This is a genomic window from Agarivorans sp. QJM3NY_29, from assembly GCF_050870835.2.
Classification (GTDB): domain Bacteria; phylum Pseudomonadota; class Gammaproteobacteria; order Enterobacterales; family Celerinatantimonadaceae; genus Agarivorans.
This window is the reverse complement of the sequence record NZ_CP194036.2, coordinates 122,254-147,814: the sequence shown is the minus strand read 5'-3', so window position 1 is coordinate 147,814 and position 25,561 is coordinate 122,254. Positions and strand designations below refer to the sequence as shown.

Annotated in this window: 28 protein-coding genes; 5 read left to right on the top strand and 23 right to left on the bottom strand. The window is 46.1% G+C overall.

Going from position 1 to position 25,561, the window contains the following annotated elements:
- Positions 1-215: 215 nt before the first annotated feature.
- The 3 genes from ACRRS0_RS00710 to dmeF all read right to left on the bottom strand — a co-directional run bounded on the left by ACRRS0_RS00710 (position 216) and on the right by dmeF (position 3,791).
- Entirely contained in the window at positions 216-1,964 is a 1,749-nt protein-coding gene (locus ACRRS0_RS00710; RefSeq protein WP_432455121.1) for a methyl-accepting chemotaxis protein, read from the bottom strand.
- A gap of 437 nt (positions 1,965-2,401) precedes the next feature.
- The gene (locus tag ACRRS0_RS00705; RefSeq protein WP_432455122.1) at positions 2,402-2,818 is read right to left on the bottom strand and encodes a MarR family winged helix-turn-helix transcriptional regulator; all 417 of its coding nucleotides are present in this window, start codon (positions 2,816-2,818) and stop codon (positions 2,402-2,404) included.
- Position 2,819: 1 nt separating this feature from the next.
- The gene (dmeF, locus tag ACRRS0_RS00700) at positions 2,820-3,791 is read right to left on the bottom strand and encodes a CDF family Co(II)/Ni(II) efflux transporter DmeF (RefSeq protein WP_432455123.1); all 972 of its coding nucleotides are present in this window, start codon (positions 3,789-3,791) and stop codon (positions 2,820-2,822) included.
- 205 nt (positions 3,792-3,996) lie between these two features.
- On the opposite strand from dmeF, the gene ACRRS0_RS00695 reads away from it, so the two are divergent.
- Both ACRRS0_RS00695 and dbpA read left to right on the top strand, forming a co-directional pair.
- Positions 3,997-4,470, top strand: a complete 474-nt coding sequence (locus ACRRS0_RS00695; RefSeq protein ID WP_432455124.1) for an NYN domain-containing protein — start codon at positions 3,997-3,999, stop codon at positions 4,468-4,470.
- A 280-nt stretch (positions 4,471-4,750) separates the two neighbouring features.
- Positions 4,751-6,139: an ATP-dependent RNA helicase DbpA gene (dbpA, locus tag ACRRS0_RS00690; RefSeq protein ID WP_432455125.1), complete on the top strand. Its 1,389-nt coding sequence runs from the start codon at positions 4,751-4,753 to the stop codon at positions 6,137-6,139.
- 74 nt (positions 6,140-6,213) lie between these two features.
- Here the strand turns inward: dbpA and ACRRS0_RS00685 are convergent, their stop codons facing one another.
- Both ACRRS0_RS00685 and ACRRS0_RS00680 read right to left on the bottom strand, forming a co-directional pair.
- Positions 6,214-6,813 (bottom strand): glutathione S-transferase N-terminal domain-containing protein, encoded by a 600-nt coding sequence (locus ACRRS0_RS00685; RefSeq protein ID WP_432455126.1) that lies wholly within the window; start codon positions 6,811-6,813, stop codon positions 6,214-6,216.
- A 1-nt stretch (position 6,814) separates the two neighbouring features.
- Entirely contained in the window at positions 6,815-7,705 is an 891-nt protein-coding gene (locus tag ACRRS0_RS00680; protein WP_432455127.1) for a DMT family transporter, read from the bottom strand.
- Between the two features lie 565 nt (positions 7,706-8,270).
- Between ACRRS0_RS00680 and ACRRS0_RS00675 the strand changes: the two genes are divergently transcribed.
- Positions 8,271-8,471, top strand: a complete 201-nt coding sequence (locus ACRRS0_RS00675) for a cold-shock protein (RefSeq protein WP_137672498.1) — start codon at positions 8,271-8,273, stop codon at positions 8,469-8,471.
- 101 nt (positions 8,472-8,572) lie between these two features.
- Here ACRRS0_RS00675 and ACRRS0_RS00670 read toward each other — a convergent pair whose 3' ends face one another.
- From ACRRS0_RS00670 to ACRRS0_RS00635, 8 genes are all read right to left on the bottom strand, one after another.
- A complete protein-coding gene (locus ACRRS0_RS00670; RefSeq protein ID WP_432455128.1) occupies positions 8,573-9,265 on the bottom strand; it encodes an aspartate/glutamate racemase family protein in 693 nt (230 codons plus the stop codon).
- 23 nt (positions 9,266-9,288) lie between these two features.
- Positions 9,289-9,537, bottom strand: a complete 249-nt coding sequence (locus ACRRS0_RS00665) for a DUF2164 domain-containing protein (RefSeq protein WP_432455129.1) — start codon at positions 9,535-9,537, stop codon at positions 9,289-9,291.
- Positions 9,538-9,539: 2 nt separating this feature from the next.
- Positions 9,540-10,073, bottom strand: coding sequence for a GNAT family N-acetyltransferase (locus ACRRS0_RS00660; protein ID WP_432455130.1), 534 nt, complete (start codon positions 10,071-10,073; stop codon positions 9,540-9,542).
- 291 nt (positions 10,074-10,364) lie between these two features.
- Positions 10,365-10,703: a GNAT family N-acetyltransferase gene (locus ACRRS0_RS00655; RefSeq protein WP_432455131.1), complete on the bottom strand. Its 339-nt coding sequence runs from the start codon at positions 10,701-10,703 to the stop codon at positions 10,365-10,367.
- A gap of 36 nt (positions 10,704-10,739) precedes the next feature.
- The gene (locus tag ACRRS0_RS00650) at positions 10,740-10,862 is read right to left on the bottom strand and encodes a hypothetical protein (RefSeq protein ID WP_432455132.1); all 123 of its coding nucleotides are present in this window, start codon (positions 10,860-10,862) and stop codon (positions 10,740-10,742) included.
- A gap of 171 nt (positions 10,863-11,033) precedes the next feature.
- Positions 11,034-12,245, bottom strand: a complete 1,212-nt coding sequence (locus ACRRS0_RS00645) for a quaternary amine ABC transporter ATP-binding protein (RefSeq protein ID WP_432455133.1) — start codon at positions 12,243-12,245, stop codon at positions 11,034-11,036.
- Complete coding sequence (locus ACRRS0_RS00640; protein WP_432455134.1) at positions 12,238-13,137, bottom strand: ABC transporter permease; 900 nt, start codon at positions 13,135-13,137, stop codon at positions 12,238-12,240. The genes ACRRS0_RS00645 and ACRRS0_RS00640 overlap by 8 nt, the downstream gene beginning before the upstream one ends.
- 58 nt (positions 13,138-13,195) lie before the next feature.
- Positions 13,196-14,188, bottom strand: coding sequence for an ABC transporter substrate-binding protein (locus tag ACRRS0_RS00635; protein WP_432455135.1), 993 nt, complete (start codon positions 14,186-14,188; stop codon positions 13,196-13,198).
- 138 nt (positions 14,189-14,326) lie between these two features.
- Here ACRRS0_RS00635 and ACRRS0_RS00630 point away from each other — a divergent pair, with 138 nt between their 5' ends.
- Positions 14,327-14,818 (top strand): MarR family winged helix-turn-helix transcriptional regulator, encoded by a 492-nt coding sequence (locus tag ACRRS0_RS00630; protein WP_432455136.1) that lies wholly within the window; start codon positions 14,327-14,329, stop codon positions 14,816-14,818.
- 32 nt (positions 14,819-14,850) lie between these two features.
- Here ACRRS0_RS00630 and ACRRS0_RS00625 read toward each other — a convergent pair whose 3' ends face one another.
- Both ACRRS0_RS00625 and ACRRS0_RS00620 read right to left on the bottom strand, forming a co-directional pair.
- Complete coding sequence (locus tag ACRRS0_RS00625) at positions 14,851-15,411, bottom strand: pyridoxamine 5'-phosphate oxidase family protein (protein WP_432455137.1); 561 nt, start codon at positions 15,409-15,411, stop codon at positions 14,851-14,853.
- A 72-nt stretch (positions 15,412-15,483) separates the two neighbouring features.
- Entirely contained in the window at positions 15,484-15,954 is a 471-nt protein-coding gene (locus tag ACRRS0_RS00620; protein ID WP_432455138.1) for a YaiI/YqxD family protein, read from the bottom strand.
- A gap of 268 nt (positions 15,955-16,222) precedes the next feature.
- Here ACRRS0_RS00620 and ACRRS0_RS00615 point away from each other — a divergent pair, with 268 nt between their 5' ends.
- Entirely contained in the window at positions 16,223-17,569 is a 1,347-nt protein-coding gene (locus tag ACRRS0_RS00615; protein ID WP_432455139.1) for a DEAD/DEAH box helicase, read from the top strand.
- Between the two features lie 176 nt (positions 17,570-17,745).
- Here ACRRS0_RS00615 and folE read toward each other — a convergent pair whose 3' ends face one another.
- From folE to ACRRS0_RS00575, 8 genes are all read right to left on the bottom strand, one after another.
- Positions 17,746-18,426: a GTP cyclohydrolase I FolE gene (gene folE, locus ACRRS0_RS00610; RefSeq protein ID WP_432455140.1), complete on the bottom strand. Its 681-nt coding sequence runs from the start codon at positions 18,424-18,426 to the stop codon at positions 17,746-17,748.
- A 54-nt stretch (positions 18,427-18,480) separates the two neighbouring features.
- Positions 18,481-19,218, bottom strand: coding sequence for a dihydromonapterin reductase (gene folM, locus ACRRS0_RS00605; protein ID WP_432455141.1), 738 nt, complete (start codon positions 19,216-19,218; stop codon positions 18,481-18,483).
- Positions 19,208-19,618 (bottom strand): dihydroneopterin triphosphate 2'-epimerase, encoded by a 411-nt coding sequence (folX, locus tag ACRRS0_RS00600; protein ID WP_432455142.1) that lies wholly within the window; start codon positions 19,616-19,618, stop codon positions 19,208-19,210. The genes folM and folX overlap by 11 nt, the downstream gene beginning before the upstream one ends.
- Positions 19,619-19,713: 95 nt before the next feature.
- Positions 19,714-20,265 (bottom strand): DUF3833 domain-containing protein, encoded by a 552-nt coding sequence (locus ACRRS0_RS00595; RefSeq protein ID WP_432455143.1) that lies wholly within the window; start codon positions 20,263-20,265, stop codon positions 19,714-19,716.
- Positions 20,266-20,343: 78 nt separating this feature from the next.
- Entirely contained in the window at positions 20,344-20,550 is a 207-nt protein-coding gene (locus ACRRS0_RS00590) for a DUF3565 domain-containing protein (protein WP_432455144.1), read from the bottom strand.
- A gap of 6 nt (positions 20,551-20,556) precedes the next feature.
- Entirely contained in the window at positions 20,557-20,988 is a 432-nt protein-coding gene (locus tag ACRRS0_RS00585; protein ID WP_439022896.1) for an Lrp/AsnC family transcriptional regulator, read from the bottom strand.
- A gap of 243 nt (positions 20,989-21,231) precedes the next feature.
- A complete protein-coding gene (locus tag ACRRS0_RS00580; protein ID WP_432455146.1) occupies positions 21,232-24,384 on the bottom strand; it encodes an efflux RND transporter permease subunit in 3,153 nt (1,050 codons plus the stop codon).
- Between the two features lie 3 nt (positions 24,385-24,387).
- Positions 24,388-25,542 carry an efflux RND transporter periplasmic adaptor subunit gene (locus tag ACRRS0_RS00575; RefSeq protein ID WP_432455147.1) on the bottom strand — a complete coding sequence of 385 codons (1,155 nt, stop codon included), beginning with the start codon at positions 25,540-25,542 and terminating at the stop codon, positions 24,388-24,390.
- Between the last annotated feature and the right edge of the window lie 19 nt (positions 25,543-25,561).

Below are 25,561 nucleotides of genomic sequence, written 5' to 3'. Positions count from 1 at the left end.
TATACAAAAATGAGAAATTTGGCCGATGCCCATGCCATACATCCGCGCTGCTGGTAGACATTTAACGGCTGATAAACAGGCACACGCCAATCAATCGACACCAACGACATGCTCTGAAAAGAGATAACATAGCTAAGGGGAAGTTCGTCGAAAATAGAACCAGTCATAGGCTATTTTCGACGAATGTAGCGAAATAAACGTTCTTAAACGCAGAATTAACTGAGCTTAAATTGGCCCACCTGTTCCTCTAAAGAGTGGTTAAAATCAGATAAGCTATTGGTATTTGCGAGGCTTTCGTCGCCACGCTCTCGGAGCACATGCACCACGTCACCAATGGCAATCATATTACGATTAATCTCCTCTGCCACCAAGCTTTGTTCTTCCACCGACGTCGCGATTTGAGTCGCCAAATCATTAATCTCTAACACCGCATTTGCCATCACATCCAATGAGCCCATCACCTGTGAAGTATTCTCGGCACTACTTTGACAACTGCGTTTTGTCGCTTCCATGCTATGCACGATATTTTGATTTCCACTACGCAAGGTCGCTAACATCGCATCAATTTGTTCGGTACTGTCGCGAGTTCGACCCGCCAATGCTCTCACTTCATCAGCTACCACCGCAAAACCACGTCCTTGCTCTCCTGCTCGGGCTGCTTCTATCGCCGCGTTTAATGCTAATAAGTTAGTTTGTGCTGCAATATCTCCTATCACCTTCAGCACTTCGCCAATCATTTGAGTATCTTCGGTGGTCTTTTGTACCGACTCCGACATCCCATCAACTTCCGTCACCAATTGATTCACACTTTCAACGGCTAACTGAACCACCTCTCGAGAGCGTTGTGCCTCTTCACTCGCTTGCTGAGTCAGCGAAGCCGTATCTGCAGCACTTTGCGCCACCGATTCCGAGGTCGAACTCATTTCAGTGACTGCTGTCACCACCTGTTCCGTCTCTTGGGTATGTTGATTTAACAACTCTTGGTTCGCGTTAACCCGCTCCGAGAGCTTGCTCACTTCTCCCGCTATTTTTTGCCCCGCTCCCGCAACTTCCAACATCATCGCTTGCAACTTCATGATGAAATGATTGATGTCTTCTGCTATTTGACCCAATTCATCGTGGCTTTCCACCTGTAAACGCCGTGATAAATCGCCATCACCTTGGGCCAAGTCGTGTACCAATTGACGTAAGGAATTAATCGGTTTAAAAGCTAGTCGTAAGGCAAAAATACTCAGGGCCACAATAAATAACGAAGCAAATAGCAAACTCAAGGTAATCGCATTGTTCAACCGGTTGGTATTGGCTTGAATAAACGCCGGGTCAATAAAACCCGTTAACTGCCACTGCTTACCATTCACGCTGATGGGCATCGGGATGGCTTCTAAATCGGCATTCTGTTGTTGCGGTTTATCGCTGTATAATTGCTCGCCATTGTCATCAACCAGTTCCATATAGCTACCGTCGATGGAAGAGTCCTGCAACAGGGCTACCAGATAACTTAAATCCAGATAGAAAAACTCACCATCCTTAGGGCTAATAATTTCCAACAAAGGACGCTGTTCTTCAAATATCACCTTGATTGCAATATCTTGCCCTTTGGCCGCTTGCCATTGGTCCACATACGGGCGCAGTTGTTCATCTTCTTCCAACATCTCTTCGTTAGACACCCCCATGTCTTCCGAAATTAGCTTCACAATCCGATAAAAGCCGCTTTGCTCATGAATTTGTTTAACATTCACCAGGCCAACATCAATATTTTTAGCCAGCAGGATCTTGGCGTTAATATCTGAAGCTATCTTGTCTTGTACTAAGCGAAGATGAACCCGAATGTTAGTGCTATCTGAGCGATAAATATATTGGCTGATGTAGTGATTCACGCTGACATAAGAAGTAAGCAAAGTCACCGCTATAATCGCAACAAACAAAGCAATCAACTTCCCTTTAAATGAAAACGTTTTCAACATAGTAACTCCATTAACTTACCTCGCGAGAGGCTGCTGAATAATTTTAGATATCTTCAAGCCAGCGCAGCATTGAATGCCTTTGCCATAACTCAGTAAAACGCCAGAACTTCATGTCAAGCAAGCCTAGCGCAGCACAAACCGATTTAGTTATAGAACTAAGTATAATCTCAAATTCCAAATAGTCAGTTTTATAGCCATAAAGAAGGCAGTTACAACAACGACTACCTTATTGATATTTATATAGGAAAATAATAATGAAAGATAAGAATTGCACTCTAAGGGGATTGACAAGGCAAGTGCAAGCGAAAGTTCATGAATACGCAAACTAGCTCTCAACTCATCACAAACGGCTTGCAAATATGAGAGAGCCTTGTTATTTCGACCTGATTTTAGTGAAGCGGTGAAGCGCTCAATTGAAACAAAACCACTCACCAGACTTAAAATTCACGATTCATTTTTTGCATGCTATCGATTAAGACTTCTAGCTGTGGCGCGTCGATATGACGAGTTAAATCCGTGACTAATTCAAGATGGCGTTGGTTATGATACTGATGGACCTGCAAACCCTGTTCGGATAAAGCCACCACAATAGCCCGCCGGTCATCTTGTTGTGCGCGTCGCTCGATTAAACCAGCGGTTACTAATTTATCTACCTGCACCGTCAGCGTCCCCGTGGTAATGGCCAATTTCTCAGCCAATTCTTTCATCCGCATGGCCCCATGATTACCCAGCACCTCGATAGTATGCACCTGAGCCAAGGAGTAAGCACTCTCTTTAACCACCGACAATTCCCAAGAAGAAAACTTGTCGTAAAACTCGGTCAATAAATGATTAAGGGTGGTTAGGGATTGCATGTCACGCTCCATGGCTCACTTCAATAGTTAGATGATGGATCTTATCAAATTGGGCTAAGCGCTGCTTGTATTCACTTAAAGGCCGTGGCGATGGGCTAATAATTGAAATCGCTGCACAATAATGATCGGCACTCACTCGCCAAATATGAATATCGCTGACCTTGTCCCCTCCTAGCTCCAAACAAGCAAGAACTTTTTGCTGATAGACTTGTGCAATATTCGCATCCAGTAAAATTGGACTGGTTTGCTTAATCAAACCCCAAGACCATTTACTGATCACCAAAGCGCCCACCACACCAATCACCGGATCGAGCCAAGTCCAGCCAAGATATTTACCAATAAATAACGCAGCAATAGCCAACACCGAAGTAAGGGCATCCGCCAGAACGTGCATATAAGCGGCTTTTAAATTGTGGTCCTGCGGATGAGAACCTTGACGGTCGTGGTCGTGGTCGTGGTCGTGGTCGTGGTCGTGGTCGTGGTCGTGGTCGTGGTCGTGGTCGTGACCATGATGATGCCCTTCTTGTAATAACAACATACTTGCAAGATTAACCAACAAGCCAAGCAGTGCCACACCAATAGCTTCGTTAAACTGAATCGAAAGCGGGTTAAACAAGCGTTCTATCGATTCTACTGCCATTAACAACGCCACCATCCCTAAGGCGATAGCGCTACTATAACCGCCTAATACACTCACCTTACCGGTCCCAAAGGAAAAATCCGGATTATTCGCATGAGTACGCGCATAACGGTAAGCAAACAGCGTAATCATAAAGGCGGCTGCGTGGGTACCCATATGCCAACCATCAGCCAACAAGGCCATCGAGCCAAATAGGCTTCCAGCGGTAATTTCTAACAACATGGTCACCACGGTGAGAGCTAACACATAACGCGTCCGACTCTCACCTTGAGGACTATGACTAACAAAGGCCCGACAACGACGTTGAGTAGCAGGATCAGACTGATGCAACATTTTGTTTCAACTCCAAATTATTTGAAATGAATAATATTTGATAATCAAACTATTTGTCAATCTAAATACTTTAATATTCAAGTCTTACCGAACAACCCACAAAACGACTGCTCGATCTCAATGCCAATCTCGCCAGTAGGCTTTCGATTGCATCCGACTCAACCAGCCGCTAGTCTAGAGTGCTTGCTATTTGATTGGATTATTTGTGAAAAAAATCGCCCTGTTCGCCGATGTACAGAACATCTATTACACTTGTCGCGAGGCTTATAGTCGGCAATTTAACTATCGTCGGCTTTGGCAACAACTGCAACATCAAGGGGATATCGTCAACGCCTATGCCTATGCCATCGATCGCGGAGATAACCAACAACAAAAGTTTCAAGAAGCGCTAAAACACATCGGTTTTGAGGTCAAACTCAAACCATTTATTCAGCGCCGCGATGGCAGTGCCAAAGGCGATTGGGATGTGGGTATTACCATCGATGTGCTCGAAGCCGCACGCCATGTAGATATGGTGGTGCTGTTGTCTGGAGACGGCGATTTTGCGATTTTACTAGATAAGCTCTCGGATGATTATGCCGTTGAAACCCTGGTATATGGGGTTCCCAGCCTTACCGCACACGCGTTAATCAACTCGGCCAGCGCTTATCAAGCCATCGATCAAGATCTGTTGATCTAACACGTCAAGCAAACCCAGCGGCAAAAACACAAATGCCGCTTGGCTAAGCAAAGTTTGCTTTGTATCGGCAATAATCTGAGCATAATAAGCAATAGTCGGCATCTTTGCTGCTCGCTTATATACTTGATTACTAAGATTATTGGCAATAACGGTTCTCACTAGCGGGCAAAAAATTGCTATTTTTTACCCAATTGTGCGCGGTTTTCAGCTATCATCGCGCCCCCGATGCAATTGCTGCTGCGGTCGACACTTTATTTTCACCCTCGAAGAGGACGCCATTGTGAGCCAAACTGATTTTTCTACCCTTGCCCTGCACCCCGATTTATTAACAAATCTGGAAACCCTGGGTTATTGCTCGATGACGCCAATTCAGGCGCAAAGTCTCCCCCCAATCTTGGCCGGCAAAGATGTGATTGCTCAAGGGAAAACTGGCTCGGGAAAAACTGCTGCCTTTGGTTTAGGCTTGCTCAATGCGTTGGAAGTGAAACGTTTTCGAATTCAAACGCTGGTGCTATGTCCAACTCGAGAGTTAGCCGACCAAGTTGCCAAAGAAATTCGTAAATTAGCTCGCAGTATCCATAACATTAAGGTACTCACGCTGTGTGGAGGCATGCCCTTTGGCCCACAAATTGGCTCCTTAGAACATGGGGCACATATTGTCGTTGGCACCCCCGGTCGTATTGAAGAACATCTCAGCAAAGGCACTTTACGCTTAGACCACGTCAAAAATTTGATCTTAGATGAAGCCGATCGAATGTTAGAAATGGGCTTCCAATCCGCGATCGACGCGATCATTGATTTGGCACCTAGTGAACGTCAAACACTATTATTTAGTGCTACATTTCCAGAACAAATCGAGAGTATTTCGAAACACATTATGCGTGAGCCGGTTCGCATTGAAGTCGCCAGTACCCACGATGACAGCTCAATATCTCAACATTTTTTCAAGGTCGATGACAACCAACAAAGAATGCTTGCCCTGCGTTTACTGTTGTTACAACATCGCCCTAAATCAAGTGTAGTATTCTGTAATACCAAACGGGAAACTCAGGAAGTCGCCGACGAATTACGACAGTTAGGCTTTAATGCCTTAGCATTACATGGCGATTTAGAACAACGCGATCGTGACCAAACACTGGTGCAATTTTCCAATCATAGTGCTTCCATCTTGGTCGCCACCGACGTCGCGGCCCGTGGTTTAGATATTGACGCCTTAGATGCCGTAATTAACTACCAGATTGCCCGTGACGTAGAAATCCATGTGCATCGCATAGGCCGTACTGGCCGAGCAGGTAGTAAAGGGATTGCCTGTTCATTTTATAGCGATAATGAGCATTACAAAGTTGCCTTATTAGAAGACTATTTAGCACGCCCAATCGTCGATGAAGATTTACCGCCAATGACTTTGTTGAATAAGACGCCCCCCCCACCAACCATGGCCACCCTACAAATTGATGGCGGCAAGAAACAAAAGGTTAGAGCAGGGGATATCCTAGGCGCTCTCACCGGAGAAGATGGTATCGCAGGAGCGCAAGTGGGCAAAATAAACCTATTCGATAACCGCGCCTATGTTGCTGTAGAGCGGGAAGTTTTAAAACGCGCACGCAAAAAGTTAGAGCACGGAAAAATGAAAGGTCGCTCGTTTCGGGTTCGCCATTTACCCTGCTAAAAGCTGCTGAAGCCAAGTGTACCGCTACAGTACACCTGGCTCATTTTAAGCCAGATCTCAAGCCGCCGCGCCCGTTACCAACGCTGAGCGTCGGCCAGCGCATCCTTAAATAGCCGCCACCCAAGTAAGTACTGTTGATAAGCACCCGCAGCACCCTCAAAATCAATCCCGTAATGGTGTAAACGCTGGGCCATAACCGCATAAAACGCATCCACCGCCCCTGGCTCCCCAAAAGCAAAAGCGGCTCCAAACTGTTGCCAAATCGCTTGCAAGCGCGCCAATTCTTCAGTCAAACCACTACCATCGGGTTGAGTGCTCAGCGGAGCAAACTCAAAGGGAAGCTGAGTCCTGATCCGGCTAAAGCCCGAATGCAGCTCGGCTAACAAGCTACGACAATAGGCGCGTTGCCTCGGATCGACTGGGAATAACTTCCCAGCCGAACATTCATTCAGGTATTCGACAATGGCCAGCGAATCATGAATAGCTAAATTGGATAATTGCAGCACTGGTACCAAGCCGTTCGCTGAATACTTCGCCAAAACCTCTCGGTAACCCACTTCGCCCAAGGCGATTACCTTTAGATCGAACTCAAATTCAATCAGTTGCAAACACAAATAAGCACGAATAGACCAAGTCGAGCCACGTCCCACCACCAAATTTAGAGAACGAGTCATTTTATTTCCTTATTAAAAGAGACCGTTGCCGCCCCGCGAGAATAGTCAGTAAAATACCACCCAACACCAAACTTGCCGATAGTACAAAGCTTGGATCCAAAGACTCATTGGCAAATACCCAACCACCACCCGCGGCAATAATCGGGACCAGTAACTGCACGACTGCGGCTTGGCTTGCCGATAAGCCCGCTAAGGCAATATACCAAATCCAATAGCCTAAACCAGAAGCAATCGCACCGGATAACAAGGCCAATAATAGCGCTTCGCTACTGATGATTTTAATTGAGCTCAAGTAAGGGATGAGCAGTAACAAAAAAGGCAGGCTACGCAAAAAATTAAATGTGGTATCCACTCGAGGACGAACAGAATCTCGGCCTTTAAGGCTATATAAACCCCATGCAATCCCAGCGACGGCCATTAAACTAAAACCTAATGGCGAAATCTGCAGACGCTCATTGGAAGGGATCAATAACCATACCAAGCCACTAAAGGCCAAAATAATTCCCAATAACTCCGCCAAATGCAAACGCGCACCTTTGAGTACCGCCATCCCAAGCATGCTCAATTGCACCGCAGCAAATAGGATTAAGGCACCAATACCTGTATCGAGGTAAAGATAAGCAAAAGAAAAACAACTCGCATAAATGAATAACAAACCACCCGAGTACCAACTTCCGCGCACCCCCCCAGTATTTTTTCTAGACTGCATGCCCAGCAATAGACTCAGCATCAATGCGCCAGCAAATAAGCGCACACTAGTAAAGGCTGCAGCATTCATCTGCTGTTCAGCTAAGGCCAAGCGGCATAAGACTGAATTACCCGCAAAAGCAATCAAAGCGATGATGGTGGCCACACTAGTTTGCCAACGGGAGGACCATTTAAACACAGGCATACTCTCAATCAAACGGGATATGAGTCAGCATACTGGAGTTCGACTCGTGGATAAATCTTCACCTCTGTTCTATCTCAGAAGTCATCATCAGACAAGCTCACTAAAGCGCCTTAGCTCGAACAAAAAATACATCCAAATAACACCAGCCGTAAATGATCACTATCCATATCAATCATGGCGGATCGCCCTCAAGCAACGTCACCAGAGAATGAAACCTTAAAACTGTAAACAATCAGTGCCATAAATGAAATTTTAATGACAAGATTGGCACAATAAGCGAGCTACAGCCAAGCAGTACGCGGTTCCAGGCGAGATAATCCAGTAATATTGCTTATAAACTACTCGAAACAGATCGAGAAGATCACACATTCACCTTTACATTGCCCCAATATAAGTTACACTTCTGCTCGCTGGTAAAGGTTACAGCGGATATTTATGCCCCATACAATTGCATGATTTTCGGATCATTACTTGTTTGTTCGTCAGTAATTTCTGCATCTTTCGGCACCCTATAATTTGCCCGCTTTTGGCGTAAATTTTATTTATTATATTTTGGAGATTACTCATGGCTACAGGTCGCGTAAAATGGTTCGATGAGCAAAAAGGTTTTGGTTTCATTGAGCGTCCAGACGGAAAAGACGTATTCGTTCACTTCCGTGCAATTAAAAGCGACGGTTACAAAACCTTAGCTGAAGGTCAAGAAGTTCAGTTTGAAGTTGAAGAAGGTCCAAAAGGTCCTCAAGCTGCAAACGTAACTGTTGCCTAAGCTGCTTTTAAGGCATTAGTATCCAATTAGTCTACGATTAATTAGACACTAGCTTTAAGCTAATAAAACGGTCCTTTGGGGCCGTTTTTGTTTTTCTGCCTTTATTCTTCTAAGGCAAATTCTACCGCAGCTGCAACGTGCAAAGCCGTTGTATCATATAGTTTGATCGCAGTGTCTTGCTGTTTCACTAACAAACCAATCTCGGTACAACCGAGGATAATCGCTTCGGCCCCTCGAGCATGCAGCGCTTCAATTTGCTGCAAATAAATCGCTCTAGAAGCTGCCGAAATCATGCCCTGACATAATTCCTGATAAATGATATCGTGAACCAGTGCCATGCCATGCTCATCGGGAACCAATACCTCAAGCTGATGCTCCCGCAGACGACCAGCATAAAAATCCTGCTCCATGGTAAAGCGGGTTCCTAATAAACCTACGCGACGGATCTGGTCTTTGCGCAAACATTGGGCAGTCGCATCGGCAATATGCAGTAATGGAATATCGAGCGCATTCACCACCTGAGGCGCTAACTTATGCATGGTATTCGTAGCAATCAGCAAAAAATCTGCACCTGACGCTTGCACCGCCAAAGCCCCCGCGACCATTTTATCGGCCAAAGCGTCCCAATCACCACGATGTTGCAAAACTTCTATTTCAGCAAAATCGACACTGACTAAATTAATTTTGGCCGAATGTAAGCCGCCCATAGCCTGTTTAATGCCTTGATTGAGTAACTGATAATAACTCAAACTAGACTCCCAACTCATTCCCCCTAAAATGCCAATTGTTTTCATGATGACGCTTCACTCCTCATCCATTACCACTTAGTGGGTTTCTCAATTTCATACAGTGCATCGCTGATGCTATCAACTCGACTCTGTACCACTGTTTGGGCGTCTTGCAAACCTTGGTTATAATAGAATGCGCCAAGCTCTTCGGAGAAAAAATCGAGCAAAAACTCAGCATCAAACTGGCCTATCTCGAGATTCAGCTGTTGCTCACAATATGCTTGGACCTTAGCGACAAAAATATCTTTGTGTTGTTTAGAAAAACTAATTTCAGACATGGTTAAGGTTCCAGATCCGTACTTGCTTCTAGCTGCAGCAGTTGTTGCTCGGTTTTAATATGTCGCTGCCAGTAAGCAACGCTGATCCAAGTCCCAAATTTGCGTCCAACCCGTTCAATTTCAGCCACATTTTTAAAACCCAAAACTTGGTGCAAGCCAATGCTGGCAGGATTAGGCAAGGATATTCCAGCTAAAATAGTAGCCACAGGATAATCTTTCAGGGTCTCAATGAGTTGCTGATAAAGTGCTCGACCGACACCTTGACCAGCAGCATCCGCGGCAACATAGATCGAACTTTCTACTGAAAAACGATAGGCACTGCGCTCCTTCCAAGGACTCACGTAGGCATAAGCCAAGACCTTATCCTGCCCTTGATAAACTAAACAAATAAAACGCTGGGTAATTTTTTCGATGCGCTGACTGAAATCCTCCAAACTCACTTCATGTTCTTCAAAGGTAGCAACTGAATTACGTATATAATGGTTATAAATGGCACACATTTGCGCCAAATCCTGCGGTTCAACGCTTCGTATCATGACGACTCCAAAGACTTAAAAGCCAGATAATAAAGTCACAATTTAAACAAAGCACCTCACAATCACAAGCAAAGTACCTTCAATAGGGTAACGCAGAGCAATCCAAGCCGCTATTCACTGACTTTACTAACAAAAAGCAGGTTGGCTAAATGGCTTCTGCTACATGAACAGTGAAGAAGGAGAAATCTGGAGTGGCATATTAGAAATCATCAATTTAGATGAAGTACTGGCCCTAGCTTAAACACCACAACAAACACGCTGGTGATTCATCACTGGCGTGTTTCTCACGACTCAGGCGGATATAAAATTTTTATCTGCATTCATTGCTAGGGACTTTAGCATCCACACATCACAGCCATCATGAATGCTACCGCAAAAGGGCTCCACTAATCGTTTAAATCCCAAAGAAGTGTATAAGTGAATTGCCGACTTCATGCTACTCAAGGTACCTAAATAGCACTGTTGATAAGCTTGCTCCGTCGCAAATTGAAGACAATGCAGCGCTAAAGCCTTCCCAATCCCCCGGCCACGATAGTGCGCTGATACAAATAGCTTGCGTAGTTCACAGCTGCCATTCGCTGGATCCAAGCAAGCAATACCACCGCATCCAGCGACCTGACCATCGACCAAAGCGACCCAATAACCTGCTTTTGGCTGACGATAGTGCTAGCTCATGAACTTCACTTCTGCGTCGGAAGGACCAAATCCCTCCCCCACAGCGCCAAACTCCAAGCCTGCATGCTCGATAATTTGGCTCACTTCCAGATCATGATTTGCCGCGATTGGCACAATACTAAAACTCTGGACTACATTCTCCCGTAGACTCAGTATGACCAAACTTAGGGCATTATCTTGGATAGTGAGCGGTAATCTCGAACCTACAAATTCCCAAGTTCAACAGCCCCTAGTAAAACAGAAGCCATATTCGGAGAACAGTACCTGTAGTTGAACGAGAAGACTTTATTTTACCGAACTCGCTTCAGAATCCGAGTCGGCAAATACCTCTGCCACCGAGCGACGGGTAAGCTCGCCCTTTAAGTTCCCTTCATCATCAACCACTGGCAGCGAATAACTCGTTTCTAAAGAATCGGTGAGCACACTCTCAATCGCCGCATCCGGAGAAATTGTCGGGACATCTTGATATTCACATTCACTCGACGTAAAGCAGGCATCACCATGGGTTTTCGAGGCAGCCTCCAATGCGTCTTGGGTGACGATTCCTTGATAACCCTCCTCCGTCACGTGATAGGCATAGTCGCCTTTGATCTTTTTCATCTGCATCAAGGCTTCACTAATGGTATCGGCAGTAATTCGACGCGCGGGAGGCTGCATAACCGTCTCCACTGTTAAGGCTCGAGCACGGTTCACATCTTTCACGAAGGCTTCTACATAATCGGTGGCCGGATTCAATAAGATATCGTCTGGCGTGCCCTGCTGCACCACTTCTCCATCTTTTAAAATTGCGATCCGATCTCCCAGACGCAAGGCCTCATCCAAGTCATGAGTAATAAAGATGATGGTTTTATGCAGGCTTTCTTGTAACTCGATCAACTGATCTTGCATCTCGCTACGGATCAAAGGGTCTAAGGCAGAAAAGGCTTCATCCATCAACAAGATTTCAGCATCGGTACACAAGGCCCGCGCCAAACCAACCCGCTGCTGTTGTCCTCCCGATAACTGTGAGGGATATTGTTGCTCATAGCCACTTAAACCGACGGTATCTAGCCATTGCTGCGCCTTCGCCAAACGTTGTTCTTTAGCAAGCCCCTGCACCGTTAAACCATAGGCGACATTTTCAATCACACTGCGATGAGGCATTAAACCAAAACGTTGAAAAACCATCGACATTTTATGGCGACGGAAGTCCTGCAACTGCTTAGGGCTTAACTTCATCACGTCGGTGCCTTCAATACTAATCACCCCTTTAGTCGGGTCTATCAGACGATTAAAATGACGAATTAAGGTCGACTTCCCGGAGCCAGAAAGCCCCATAATTACGAAAATTTCACCCTGTTTGATCTCTAAATTAATATCCTTCAAACCTAGAGTATGGCCAGTTTCAGCGAGGATTTCGTCCTTAGACTTGCCAGCCTCAACCATCGACATCACTTGCTTCGCATTTTCCCCAAACAACTTATATAAGCCTTCAACCTTAATTAGCGACTTAGTCATGTTTGAGTCCTTGTAAATGCGCTTGAGTACGCTTGGCATAAGCCTGAGAGGTCCGGTCGAAAATAATTGCCAGCGCAACAATTGCCAGTCCATTGAGTAGACCTAGAGTAAAATACTGATTCGTAATCGACTTCAGTACGGGTTGGCCTAAACCCTTCACCCCAATCATGGAAGCGATCACCACCATCGATAAAGCCATCATAATGGTTTGGTTTATACCCGCCATAATCGTTGGCATCGCCAAGGGTATTTGCACCCCAAATAACCTCTGCCAAGCGTTAGCGCCGTAGGCCGTGGCCGCTTCCAAAACCTCTTTATCTACTAAACGGATCCCCAAATTAGTGAGGCGAATGACCGGAGGAATACCATAAATAACCACGGCGATAACACCTGGAATCTTACCAATACCCAACAACATCACCACCGGAATCAAGTACACAAAGGCTGGTAGCGTCTGCATCACATCAAGCATTGGGGTGATGATGGCTTGCGCACGATTAGAGCGCGCCATTACGATCCCAATGGGGATCCCTAAAGCAATCGCCAGCATGGTGCAAACGGTAATAATACTCATGGTACGCATCATGTCTTCCCACATACCAAAATATCCCACCAGCAATAGCGATACCACGCTGCCGATCACCAGTTTCCAAGAACGGCTGGCCAGATAAACTAACACCGCGCAAACCAATAAAACTAACCACCATGGTGTGTTGATAAGTAATTTTTCGAACCACACTAAAAATTGTAGTAAGGGATCGAAAAACGACTCAATGGCCTCGCCATACTCTCGGGAAAAACTTCGATATGCCCCATCTAGGCCTTTGCGTATCATAATAAGATCGGCTCGGCTCATTTGTGGAAAGCTATCCAGCCACGACGAATCCGCCATAAAACTACCTCTTAATAAATGAAAAAGGCCAGCTGAGGCTGGCCTATAAAACAATCAATTACATACTCGCTAGCGCTTGACTAACTTTTGCAGCCACTTCGGGTGAAACCCAAGCTTTCCAAGTCTCTGGAAATTCGCTTAAGAAATGATACATAGCAGCATCACCATCAGCTTGATTGTCTTCCATCCATGACAATAATTGATTCATTTGGGCATTACTAAACGCTCGCTTAGTAATATATCCATAAGCTTGTGGTGCTTTGCTGGCAAAACTTTCGGTCGTCACCGAGTACACCGCAGAAGGTGGGTACATCGTCACTTTAGGATTAACGCAGTCTTCTTGTGTGGTGCAGCTCAAAAACTCTTGCTCATCGATACCACTACCAAGGTCAACTTTGACCATCTTGTACTTTCCCAATACCGCCGTAGGTGCCCAATAATAACCAAACCAACCCTGCTTGCGTGCATAGGCTTTTGCGATAGAGCCAGATAAACCAGCACCCGAACCAGGATCAATTAATTCAAAGCCCGACTTTTCTAGCGCCAAAGCAGTAAATAGATGCCCAGATGAAATTTGGCAATTCCAGCCCGCCGGACATCCATAAAATCCCCCAAGTTCTTTACTTTCAGGATGTGGGAATAAATCGGCATGTTGCTTAATGCCTTCGATAGTGGCCAGTTCAGGGTATTGGTCAACCATATATTGTGGAACCCAAAAACCTTCTTCTCCGCCATCGGAGAGCGAACGTCCAGCAAAACGAATGCGTTTTTCGGCGACCCCGCGTTCCAAGGCATCCTTGGCCGAGTTGGTCCACAACTCTGGCGCAATATCAGGTTCGCCTTTTTCAATCATCGAAACTGTGGTTGGCATTGTATCACCAGGAACTAGCTCCGCTTCACAGCCATACCCCTGCTCAAGGATAAACTTGTCTACATTGGCGATCAGCGATGCAGAACTCCAATTCATATCGGCAATGGTTACACTGCCACAATCCTCTTCTGCCTGAACAAAACCACAGACTAACAGCAATGCTGCGTATCTAAATTTCATGATTATTTCCTTCCTTGATGCCTCAGTTAGTGGCGCTAATAATACATCTCTAATAATTAGAGTTCAAACGAATAGCTGAACATACCCTGTAGGCTAAGTATGGGATATACTAGGCAAAAATCAAAAAGCTCGGTGACCATGGAAAAATCAGCGTACTGGCAAGATGTTCTCATCTCGCTTCGAAAAATTATCCGCGCGACTGACTTACAGTCGAAACGCATTGTAAAAGCCTGTGGCTTAACAATTCCTCAAGTGATGGTCCTCAGGGCAATTGAAGAATTAGGCACAGTAACGGTAAAGCGGCTATCTGACCAAGTCTCGTTAAGCCAGGCCACGGTTACCACCATCCTGAATCGCTTGGAAGAACGGCTGCTTATTGAACGCGTTCGTAGCGCGACCGATCGACGCATCGTCAACCCACGGCTCACCGAGCGAGGCATGGACATATTAACCACGGTTCCACCGCTATTACACGAGCAATTTATTAAGCGTTTTGAAAATTTGAACGACTGGGAAAAAACTCAGATCTTATCCTCGTTACAACACGTTGCAGCGATGATGAATGCCGAAGAAATTGATGCGTCCCCATTATTAGACATTGAAGCACCAAATAAAGAACTACAACGTTAAAAATTACTTACAGCTCAAATGATAATTTGAGCTTAAGTGGCTGGCTTAGATAAGTTGACAATATGGGTAGCCACGCCATCGAGACTGCGTTGATTTTTCTTAGCCCAATACTGTTCAATACCTCTTTCGCCTTGTTTTTCAGCCCACGAACTTAACTCATCTCGCGGTCCCACAAAGTCAAAAAATGGGACTGATAGACCACAAGAACCTTGCACCATCTCTATCTCTAGCAAGAATATTTGGCGAGCGCCTGCTTGTGCAGGAAACATCGAGATATAGTCTTGCCAAGCCTCATCAGCACGGTGAATAGCCGTCGCCTGACCATATAAACGAAGGATCAACGGTTTCCCCTGAAAGGCGCAAAACATCACTGTCATCCGAGGCAGCTGCTGCACATGGGCTGCGGTTTCGTTACCACTACCAGTCAAGTTAAGCCAAAGCACTTGTTGCGAATTGAGTACCCGAAAAGAATCCATTCCCTTGGGTGAAACATTCACTTTGCCTTGTGCGGCTGCCGTGGCAACAAAAAATAGCTGTTGTTGCTCAATAAACTCAATATGCTGATGACTCATCGACACAAACTGCTTTCCCATTTGCTCCTCCTTTTCATATTTGCTATCAAAATCAACGCTGAAACGAGTCAACTATAATATCGCGACTGACACTCACGATGGCTTCGTCGGCGACTCGCGCAGGTAACGAGCCAAAATTCTATCAAGGTGACTGGCAAAAGCCTTTCGATCCGATTGATTCATCGCCGCAGGGCCTCCTGCATGCATCCCACTGGAACGCAAGGTATCCATAAAGTCCCGCATATTCAGCCGCCCTTTAATATTATTTTTCGTATACAGTTCACCCCGTGGACTCAGGGCTTGCGCTTGCTTACTAATCACCTCGTCGGCTAAAGGAATATCAGCGGTAATTACCAAATCCCCCGGTGCTACCCGCGCCACAATTTCATTATCCGCGACATCAAAACCTGCACTAACCTGAATACTGCTAATCAGCTTCGAAGGCGGCGTGTTAATATATTGATTAGCCACTAAAATCAACGGTAATTGCATACGTTCGGCAGCCCGAAACAGAATCTCTTTAATCACCACCGGACAGGCATCGGCATCAACCCAAATTTTCATACTGTAACTATCTTCCTTACTTCACTTAATAGTTTTCACTATGCCTAAAATCTGCTCAATTACAAGCCAAGCTCCCATCAACAGCGACCAACGCGACTCCATCAAGCCGGGGAAAACAAGACAGAGTCGGTTGCGGCTGCCATAATCAATGGCAAAACCTTGCATCAGTAACTGCAAGGATGGCGCTCTTGGCGAACTTGCTGTAAGCTGCACGCCCAGCCAATTCGGCGGCCATGTTTTAACCACTTACCACAAGAGACAATTTTCTATGAGCTTTGATTCCCTGGGTTTATCCAAACCCCTTCTTGAAGCCGTTGCCGAACAAGGCTACGACACACCTTCAGCCATTCAAACCAAAGCTATTCCTGTGATTTTAGAAGGTAAAGACATCATGGCAGCCGCGCAAACCGGTACCGGTAAAACCGCCGGCTTCACTTTGCCGCTGTTAGAAATATTATCCAAGGGGCCAAAAGCCCGAGCCAATCAGGTGCGAGCGCTAGTATTAACGCCCACCCGCGAGTTAGCGGCTCAAGTTGGTGAAAGTGTCGCCACTTACGGTAAGAACTTACCTTTAAGCTCTACCGTGGTATTTGGTGGGGTTAAAATTAACCCGCAAATGCAAAAACTACGTCGTGGCGCCGATGTCTTAGTGGCAACGCCAGGCCGTTTACTCGATTTATACCAGCAAAATGCCTTTCGCTTCCAACAACTGGAAGTCATCGTATTTGATGAAGCTGACCGGATGTTGGACATGGGCTTCATCCATGACATTCGAAAAATTCTGGCTTTATTGCCCAAACAGCGTCAAACCTTAATGTTTTCAGCGACTTTCTCCAATGAAATTCGCACGCTAGCCAAGAGCTTGGTAAAAGATCCGGTCGAAATTTCTGTGACGCCGCGTAATGCGGCAGCCAAAACGGTCGAGCAATGGATCGTGCCTGTTGATAAAAGCAAGAAGTCAGGCCTATTGACCCAACTCATCAAACAAAATGACTGGCAGCAAGTTTTAGTATTTAGCCGAACCAAGCATGGAGCGAATCGCTTAGCCAAACATCTGGAACAGCGAAACATCAGTGCAGCGGCAATTCATGGTAATAAAAGCCAGGGTGCACGCACCAAAGCTTTAGCCAACTTTAAAAGTGGTGAAGTAAGAGTCTTAGTCGCCACCGACATCGCGGCGCGCGGCCTGGATATTGACCAACTGCCACAAGTAGTCAACTTTGATTTACCGAATGTATCTGAAGACTATGTGCATCGCATTGGTCGAACGGGTCGCGCAGGCGCGACTGGTCAAGCAATCTCATTGGTCTGTGCCGATGAAATTGCCGACCTCAGTGGTATCGAGCGCTTAACTGGAGCACTATTGGAGCGTAAAGAAGAGGCCGGTTTTGAGCCGAGTGTCGTGCTACCACCGACTCGCTTAGACGGTCGCCCAATAAAACCGAAAAAACCCAAAAAACCGAGAAATCCACGCGCTGAACACCAAGACGGACAACGCTCGAGTGAAAATGCCCGCGGCAATAAGCCAGTTGGGAAAAATCGCCGACATACTGGTGGTGCAGCGAAGAGTAAACGTTTCGCGAAACCTGCAAGCAGTACTTCAGGCAATAAATAAACTGAATGTTCCCCTGTTGTAATAGGCAATAGGGGAAAACACCTTCACCAAGGTGCCTTGAACAGCAACGCTGAATTTTGCTTTAAAATGAAGCGTTGTTTAGACATCCCCCTGCTTTGGGCTGCTTCATCAGTCAAATTAAAAATAGCGGTAAAATTAATCACTAAATCCGGGCCTTAGGCCAAGAACTCTCTACGCGTGGATTGACTCGACTTAAATTGACCACCAAAAGCAGAGGTTTGGGTAGAAGAACTTGCATCCATCACCCCTCGCGCCTTCACGCAAAAATGGGTCGCAACCATCGAAACCGCCACATCTTCGGTGCCTAATAGGCTTTGTAGAGCAACTAAAATTTGCTGGGTTAAACGCTCCTGCACCTGCGGACGCTGGGCAAAGAAACGAACAATACGATTAATTTTCGACAAACCAATGATGTTATCTTTGGGAATATACGCCACTTTCGCCAAACCATCGATGGTCACAAAATGATGTTCACAGGTACTGGTAAAGGAAATGTCGGCAACTTTCACCATTTCTTCCACCGCCATTTTATTCTCAATGATGCTAATTTTGGGAAAACGCGAATAGTCCAAGCCTGAGAACACTTCATCCACAAACATTTTAGCAATCCGATGCGGCGTTTCCGCCAAACTATCATCACGAAGATCCAAACCCAGAGTACTCACCACCTCAGTTAATGAAGCCTTTATTTTTTGGTACTTTTGCTCGTTGCTTAACTGATTTTCTAGCAAGGGGGTTTCGATACCTCTTGCAATCAAGGCTTGGCGTACTTGAATTGCCTCCGGTGACAAGCAAGCGTCTTTGCTAAATTTTTTTTCGGCTAACGCTACTTTCATAATCACTTCCTTTAGATTGTCTTGATAGGTCAAGCCCATGCAGGGCTATTCACATTAAACGAGGTGACGACCGCCGTCTAAAGCAATGCAGCGACCCGTTAAATATTGACTGTTCATAATAAAATTCACCGCGGCGACCGCTTCATCCGCGCCGCCTTCTTTCGCCATCAGCGATTTGGCCGATGCCTTACGACGATAGGCTGCGTCATCGTGCTGATTAAACATCAATAACGAAGGCGCAATGCTATTAACTTTCACGGCAGGCGCGAGCCGAGCAGCAAAAGAGAGACTCAAGTTGGCCAGACCAGCTTTACTGGCAGCATAGGCGATATGTTTGGCACTGCCTTTTTCTGCCACATAATCCGTTAAATGAATAATATCGCTGGTCTCGCCAGTTTGATGCTGTTGATTTAATAGACTTTCGAAGGCCAAATTCATCTGATACGGAGCCGTCACATGCACACACCACATCTGACGCATCAACTCATGTTCATCGTCTAAAGCTGCATTTTTTAACCACTGCGAAGCGTTATGGATCACCGCCCGCAACACCGAATAATGGTTTAACACATAAGTAATAAAACTTTGAATACCGGCATCTTGGCTAAAATCGGCCGCCACACAGTCCGCCCCCAGTTCACGTAGCTCGGCAACACCAGCGGTTTCACTACGGTAGCTAATCAGAAGCGGATAGCCCTGAGCTAACAAGTCTTTAGCAATGCTTAATCCGAGTCGCTGTCCAGCACCAGTAATCAAAACTGGCGCGTGAATTTCACTAACCTTAATCGGCATTACGAGTGCCCGATAGAGTCACCGATACCGAATCGGCAAACCGCAAGGCATGCGGTTTATCCACCGTAATCCGTGCGTTAATCACTCTTGGTTCACTCATCGCCAGATTCAGCAAATCGGCACATAGTTTTTCGAGCAGTCTGAAATGCCCCTGCTCCACATGGGCAATCATCGCTTTGGTGATCAGCTTGTAGTTCAGCGCCAAATCTTCACTATCCGCGACACAGGCTTGGCTAGCCTGATAACGAATTTCTGCGTTAATCACCACATCTTGTTGTTTACTCAGCTCTTCTTGATTAAAACCAATAAAGGTACGAAGCCGCAAATTAGTAATCGTAATCAGGGCAGGATCTAAACTAAAACTGCTCGCCAGAGGCGCTAGATTAGACACATTCGACATCCAATTCTCTCTTATTAAATGATGCTATTCATAATACCTAGTCTAGTTTACTAGAAATTAACAAGGTATTTACTTTATTTAATTAGCTTTTGTGCTCAAGGCAGCTTCTGGATCACCAAGCTCACAGAGCCAAGCGTAAAACCAAATTTACTGATTTGCGATTCGTTAATGATGGTACGCGGGTTCACCAAATACATTTTGTCCTTCACATTAACGTCCAAAGGCTTCCCTTGGTATTGCAAACTTAATACATATTCCATAAACAACGCATTGCCGGAGATCCGCATGCTTGCTGGTTGACTCACATCATTAGCACTGGCGAGGTAACCACCATCTTCCTGCGGCTGTAAAGTCCATATCCGCCGTTGTCGTTCCCCATCATCAAATTCGAAGTGTTCGTCAAGTGTTCCCTGCCCCTGCTCATCCCAACGGGCCTGCATGCTAACATTAAAATAGCGGATTAATTCACCATCTCGGTTTTTTACAATACCATGGGCGGTTAACTCACCATTGAAAAAATCTTTCAGTATCAATTGTGGGTGGTTTGCAGCATAAGCACCCACATCATCACGAGCACAACCGAATAGGCCAGCCAGTAAAACGATGAAAAGTAAATAGCGTCGATGTCTGCCTTGCGCCAATCGCATAACAATCTACCTTGCAGCCTAATCCTATGCTTATAACGGGGAAACAACTGAAAACGATCGATGAAATTGAAATAATGATTAAATCCAATCGGCAGGAACCGATTTGAGGCATTTGGTACAGTACAAGGTTTGACCTAGGCGACTTAAGCGAGCGTGATGATCGAACACCCAAGCACGATTTTGCCATGGTGGCTGATGCCGTAAATGCTGGCTATGGCCACAGGCGAGTTTTGCAATCCAATGTTGCTGCTCATCCAGATGAAAGCCCACAATCACTTGATCCATATGAAGTTAACGATTAAACATTTCGCGTAATACCATGTGAGTGCGAACCATCACCATTTTTTCCATCTGCTCCAGCTGCAGACGAATCGCCTCTAAACGAGCCATCGACTCCACCTCAACATAGAGCAACATATCCACATCGCCACTGATCGACTGACAACGTTTGATTTCAGGAATTTTTCGCATAAACGCCGCGTAGGCTTCACAATGATGTTCGTTATAACGTAATTCAAAATGCGCTGCAATCAACGGTGACTGGTCGCCATGCCCAAGCTCTGCATGATAACCCTTAATGATCCCATGCTTTTCTAAATTATGGATCCGTTCAGCGGTCGCCGAACGCGACAGGCTCACTTCACGGGCAACTTGACTCACCGGCATACGGGCATTATCTACCAACAATGCAACAATCTGTTGATCAAATTTATCCAAAAACATCATTCCATCATATCAGCACCAGCAAATGTTATAGCAGGCTCTTTGACCGTACTCAACAATCAAACACAGGGAAATCGACTCCTACGCGCTGGCGAGCGTCATCAACGACCCGCGAGAAATTTATCCATGGCTATCGTTTTCGCATAAAAAAACACCATCAGCCAAGCTGATGGTGTTGAAAACATGTCGAACAAAATTAGTTTAAAGCACTATCAATTCCAATAAGTGCGCCGGCCTACTCAATTAATTATCCTCTGTAGTCTGCTCAATTCCCGCTGTTTGCTGAATAGTGTTTGGCTGGGTACGAAATAGACGCATCACCAAAACAAAGAACACTGGGACAAAAAATATCGAGAGTACCGTGGCTGAAATCATACCACCAACAACCGCCCAACCAATCGCGTTACGGCTAGCAGCCCCAGCACCAGAACTTAAGGCCAAAGGTAATACTCCTAAAATAAAGGCCATAGAAGTCATGATAATTGGGCGTAAACGCATCCGACAAGCTTCTACGGTCGCAGCGATAAGGTCCATCCCTTGGTCATATTGTGCTTTCGCAAACTCAACAATCAGAATGGCATTTTTCGCCGACAATCCCACTGTTGTTAATAGCCCAACTTGGAAATACACATCATTGGATAAGTGATGGAAAGTTGCAGCAATAATTGCCCCAAAAATCCCTAGTGGCACCACCATTATCACCGAGAATGGTACACTCCAACTTTCATATAAGGCCGCCAAAGAAAGGAATACGATCAACAAGGAGATCGAATATAGCAAGGCCGAGTTCGCCCCACTTTGCTTCTCTTGGTAAGACACGCCATTCCAAGCTAAACCCACTCCCTGCGGCAACTGACTTACAATCGCTTCAATCGCATCCATCGCGTCACCAGTACTCTTACCCGGCGCTGCCGCACCTTGAATATTAAGAGCTGGTGACCCATTAAAGCGCTCTAAACGTGGTGAACCATAGCTCCAATGAGTGCTTGCAAACGCGCTAAACGGCACCATTTCATGGTTGGCATTACGAACATGCCATAACAAGAAATCGTCTGGGTTCATACGAAATGGCGCATCTGCTTGAACATATACTTTTTTAACCCGCCCATTATCAATGAAATCATTCACATAATTAGAACCCCAAGCGGTTTGCAAAGAGCTATTGATGTCACTCACCGCAACGCCCATTGACATGGCTTTTTCATAATCAATCTCAATTCGAAATTGAGGAGCATCTTCCATACCGTTTGGTCGCACCGCGTTTAAATTCGGATTATTGGCAGCCATCCCCAGTAGCTGGTTACGCGCCTGGATCATTTTTTCGTGACCTAAATTACCTTCATCAATCAGGTAAGCATCAAAACCACTGGCGGTGCCTAATTCAGGGATTGGCGGTAAGTTAAAGGCAAATATCGAGGCTTCTTTCACTTGAGATAAAGCCCCCCAAGCTCGACCTATAATCGCCTTCACCGATAGCCCTGGATTGGTACGCTGATCCCAATCCTTCAGCTTCACGAAAGTCATCGCCATATTCTGACCACTGCCCGCGAAACTAAAACCAGCCACCGAGAACACCGACTCCACGGCGTCCTTTTCAGCCTCGAGAAAGTGCCCCCGAACCTTATCCAATACTGCCATGGTCCGCTCACGAGTGGCACCAGTAGGTAGTTGAATCATCGCCATCAATACCCCCTGATCTTCCTCGGGAAGAAATGACGTTGGCAATTTATTCCACAGCGAAGCCAAGGCAGCAATCACCGCAATATAAACGATCCCGTAGCGGATTTTTTGATGTACACCACGTTGCACTACCCCTCGATATTTTTGGGTACTGGCATTAAAGCCTTGGTTAAACCAGGCTAAAGGCCCACGTTTAGGGGTATGCGCGCCTTCACTGACCGGCTTTAACAACGCTGCACATAGCGCCGGGGTTAACACCATCGCAACGATCACCGATAACACCATGGCCGACACAATCGTTAAAGAAAACTGTCGATAAATCGCGCCTGAAGCGCCCCCAAAGAAGGCCATTGGTACAAATACTGCGCTCAACACCAGAGCAATCCCCACCAGTGCACCAGTAATTTGTCCCATCGATTTTCGCGTGGCATCACGCGGAGACAAGCCTTCTTCGGCCATCACCCGTTCCACGTTCTCAACCACCACAATCGCATCATCGACCAACAAGCCAATCGCCAGAACCAAGCCAAACATGGTTAAGGTATTGATCGAGAAGCCAAATGCCGCCATCACTCCAAAAGTTCCCAATAATACAACAGGAACCGCAATAGTTGGGATCAAGGTCGCCCGAAAGTTTTGGAGGAACAAGAACATCACCAAGAATACCAATGCAATGGCTTCAAAGAGCGTTTGCACGACTTCTTCAATAGAAATTCTGACAAATGGCGTGGTGTCGTAGGGATATACCACTTCCAAGGATTCAGGGAAAAATTTCTGCAACTCAGCAACTTTTGCTGTCACCGCTTCGGCAGTATCCAAGGCATTCGCCCCACTAGCCAAAGTAATCGCCAAGCCAGTTGCATAGTGGCCATTATAACGCGCCACCGAAGCATAGCTTTCCCCTCCCAACACCACTCTCGCAACGTCTTCTAAGCGGATTTGCGAGCCATCGCTATTTACCTTTAATAGAATGTTTTCAAACTGCTTCACCGATGACAAACGCCCTTGCGCGGTCACGGTCACATTCAGCTGCTGACCCGGCACCGAAGGAGCGCCGCCTAATTCACCCACCGATACCTGGGTGTTTTGCGCGCTAATAGCGTTGGTCACATCAACTGGCGTTAAACTATATTTATTCAGCTTATGTGGATCGAGCCAGATACGCATAGCATGTTGAGAACCAAATACCTGCAGTTCACCAACCCCTTCGGTTCGACTCAAAGGATCTTTCACCTTAGAGACGACATAATCCGCCAAGTCGATATTGTTCATGCTACCGTCTTTGGAATAAAAGCCGATCACCATCAAAAAGCTACTGGATGATTTGGCAACCGAGATCCCTTGATTCACCACTGCAGTCGGGAGTAAAGACTCCGCCACACTAAGCTTATTTTGAACCTGTACTTGCGCAATATCTGGATCGGTGCCTGACGCAAAGGTCAAGGTGGTAGAGAAGCGTCCCGAAGAATCACTGGTCGATGACATGTACAATAAATTATCAATACCATTCATGTTTTGTTCGACAATTTGCGTCACACTATCTTCTACGGTTTGTGCCGAAGCGCCTGGATAATTCCCAGAAATACTCACCGCTGGCGGAGCGATTGTCGGATATTGCGCCACCGGTAGTGACGTAATCGATAACACCCCCGCTAACATAATAACAATGGCAATTACCCATGCAAAAATGGGCCTATCAATAAAAAAACGAGCCATAGTTTACTGTCCTTCATCAAGTGCTAAGATATTCAGCTGCACTGCACTTCCGGGTTTCACTTTTTGTAGGCCATTCACGATCACCTGATCGCCCACACTTAAGCCAGCATCAATCAACCACTGAGTTCCCACCACTCGAACTGCATCAACCACTTGATCTTCAACTACATTTTTTGAATTCACCAACATCACATGAGCGCGTCCGGTCACATCCCGGCTAACCGCCCGCTGCGGCACCAGAATCGCTTCAGCACGAGTCTCGGTGGGGACTTCGGCCCGAACATACATGCCTGGTAATAACAACAAATCGGGGTTAGGTACCAAGGCGCGAAGATTCACCGTGCCTGTTTCTTGGTCAACACTCACATCCGCAAATTGCAAGCTGGCTGGTTCTGCAACTGGTGTCCCATCGTCCAGCGACAACTGAATCGCACCCAGTGTTTTTTCGCCCAGAGGATGATTACTGCGTAGTTTCATCAAATCAGAGCTAGACTGAGAAATGTCTACATACAAAGGATCCAGCTGTTTAATCACCGCCAAATAAGTTGTTTGATTTGCGGTCACTAAGGCTCCTTCAGTCACAGCCGACAAGCCAATACGGCCCGAGATCGGGGCCTTAATCTTGGTATAATCTAAATTAATTTGCGCCGATTTAACCGCCGCTTTAGCTGACATAATCGATGCCACCGCCTCACGATAACTCGCTTGGGAATCTTCGTAAGTTTGTTGACTGATCGCTCGTTTTTTTATCAAAGCTTGATAACGATTCAGCTGTAGCTCTGCTCTTTCGAGTACCGCTCGCGCTGAAGCAAGCGTCGCTTGAGCACTATCTAACGCGACCTCATAGCTTGCAGGGTCAATTTGAAATAACACATCACCTTTTTTGACCGTGCTGCCTTCAACAAACAAGCGTTGCAAAACAATCCCTTCCACCTGTGGCCGAACTTCTGCAACCCGAAAAGCACTGGTGCGACCCGGAAGACGGGTTGCTAACTCTATAGGCTGGGTTTTGATGACAACCGCATCGACAGTAACCGCAGGCATCGCTGGAGCCGCTGCAGGTTTCGCCTTGGTTGTTTCAGTGTCACAAGCAAGAAGGGAAAACGCCACCGCTAAACCGAGCAAAGTAAAACGGAATGATTTAAATACTTTAGTCATGCATAAATCTCCTGACTGC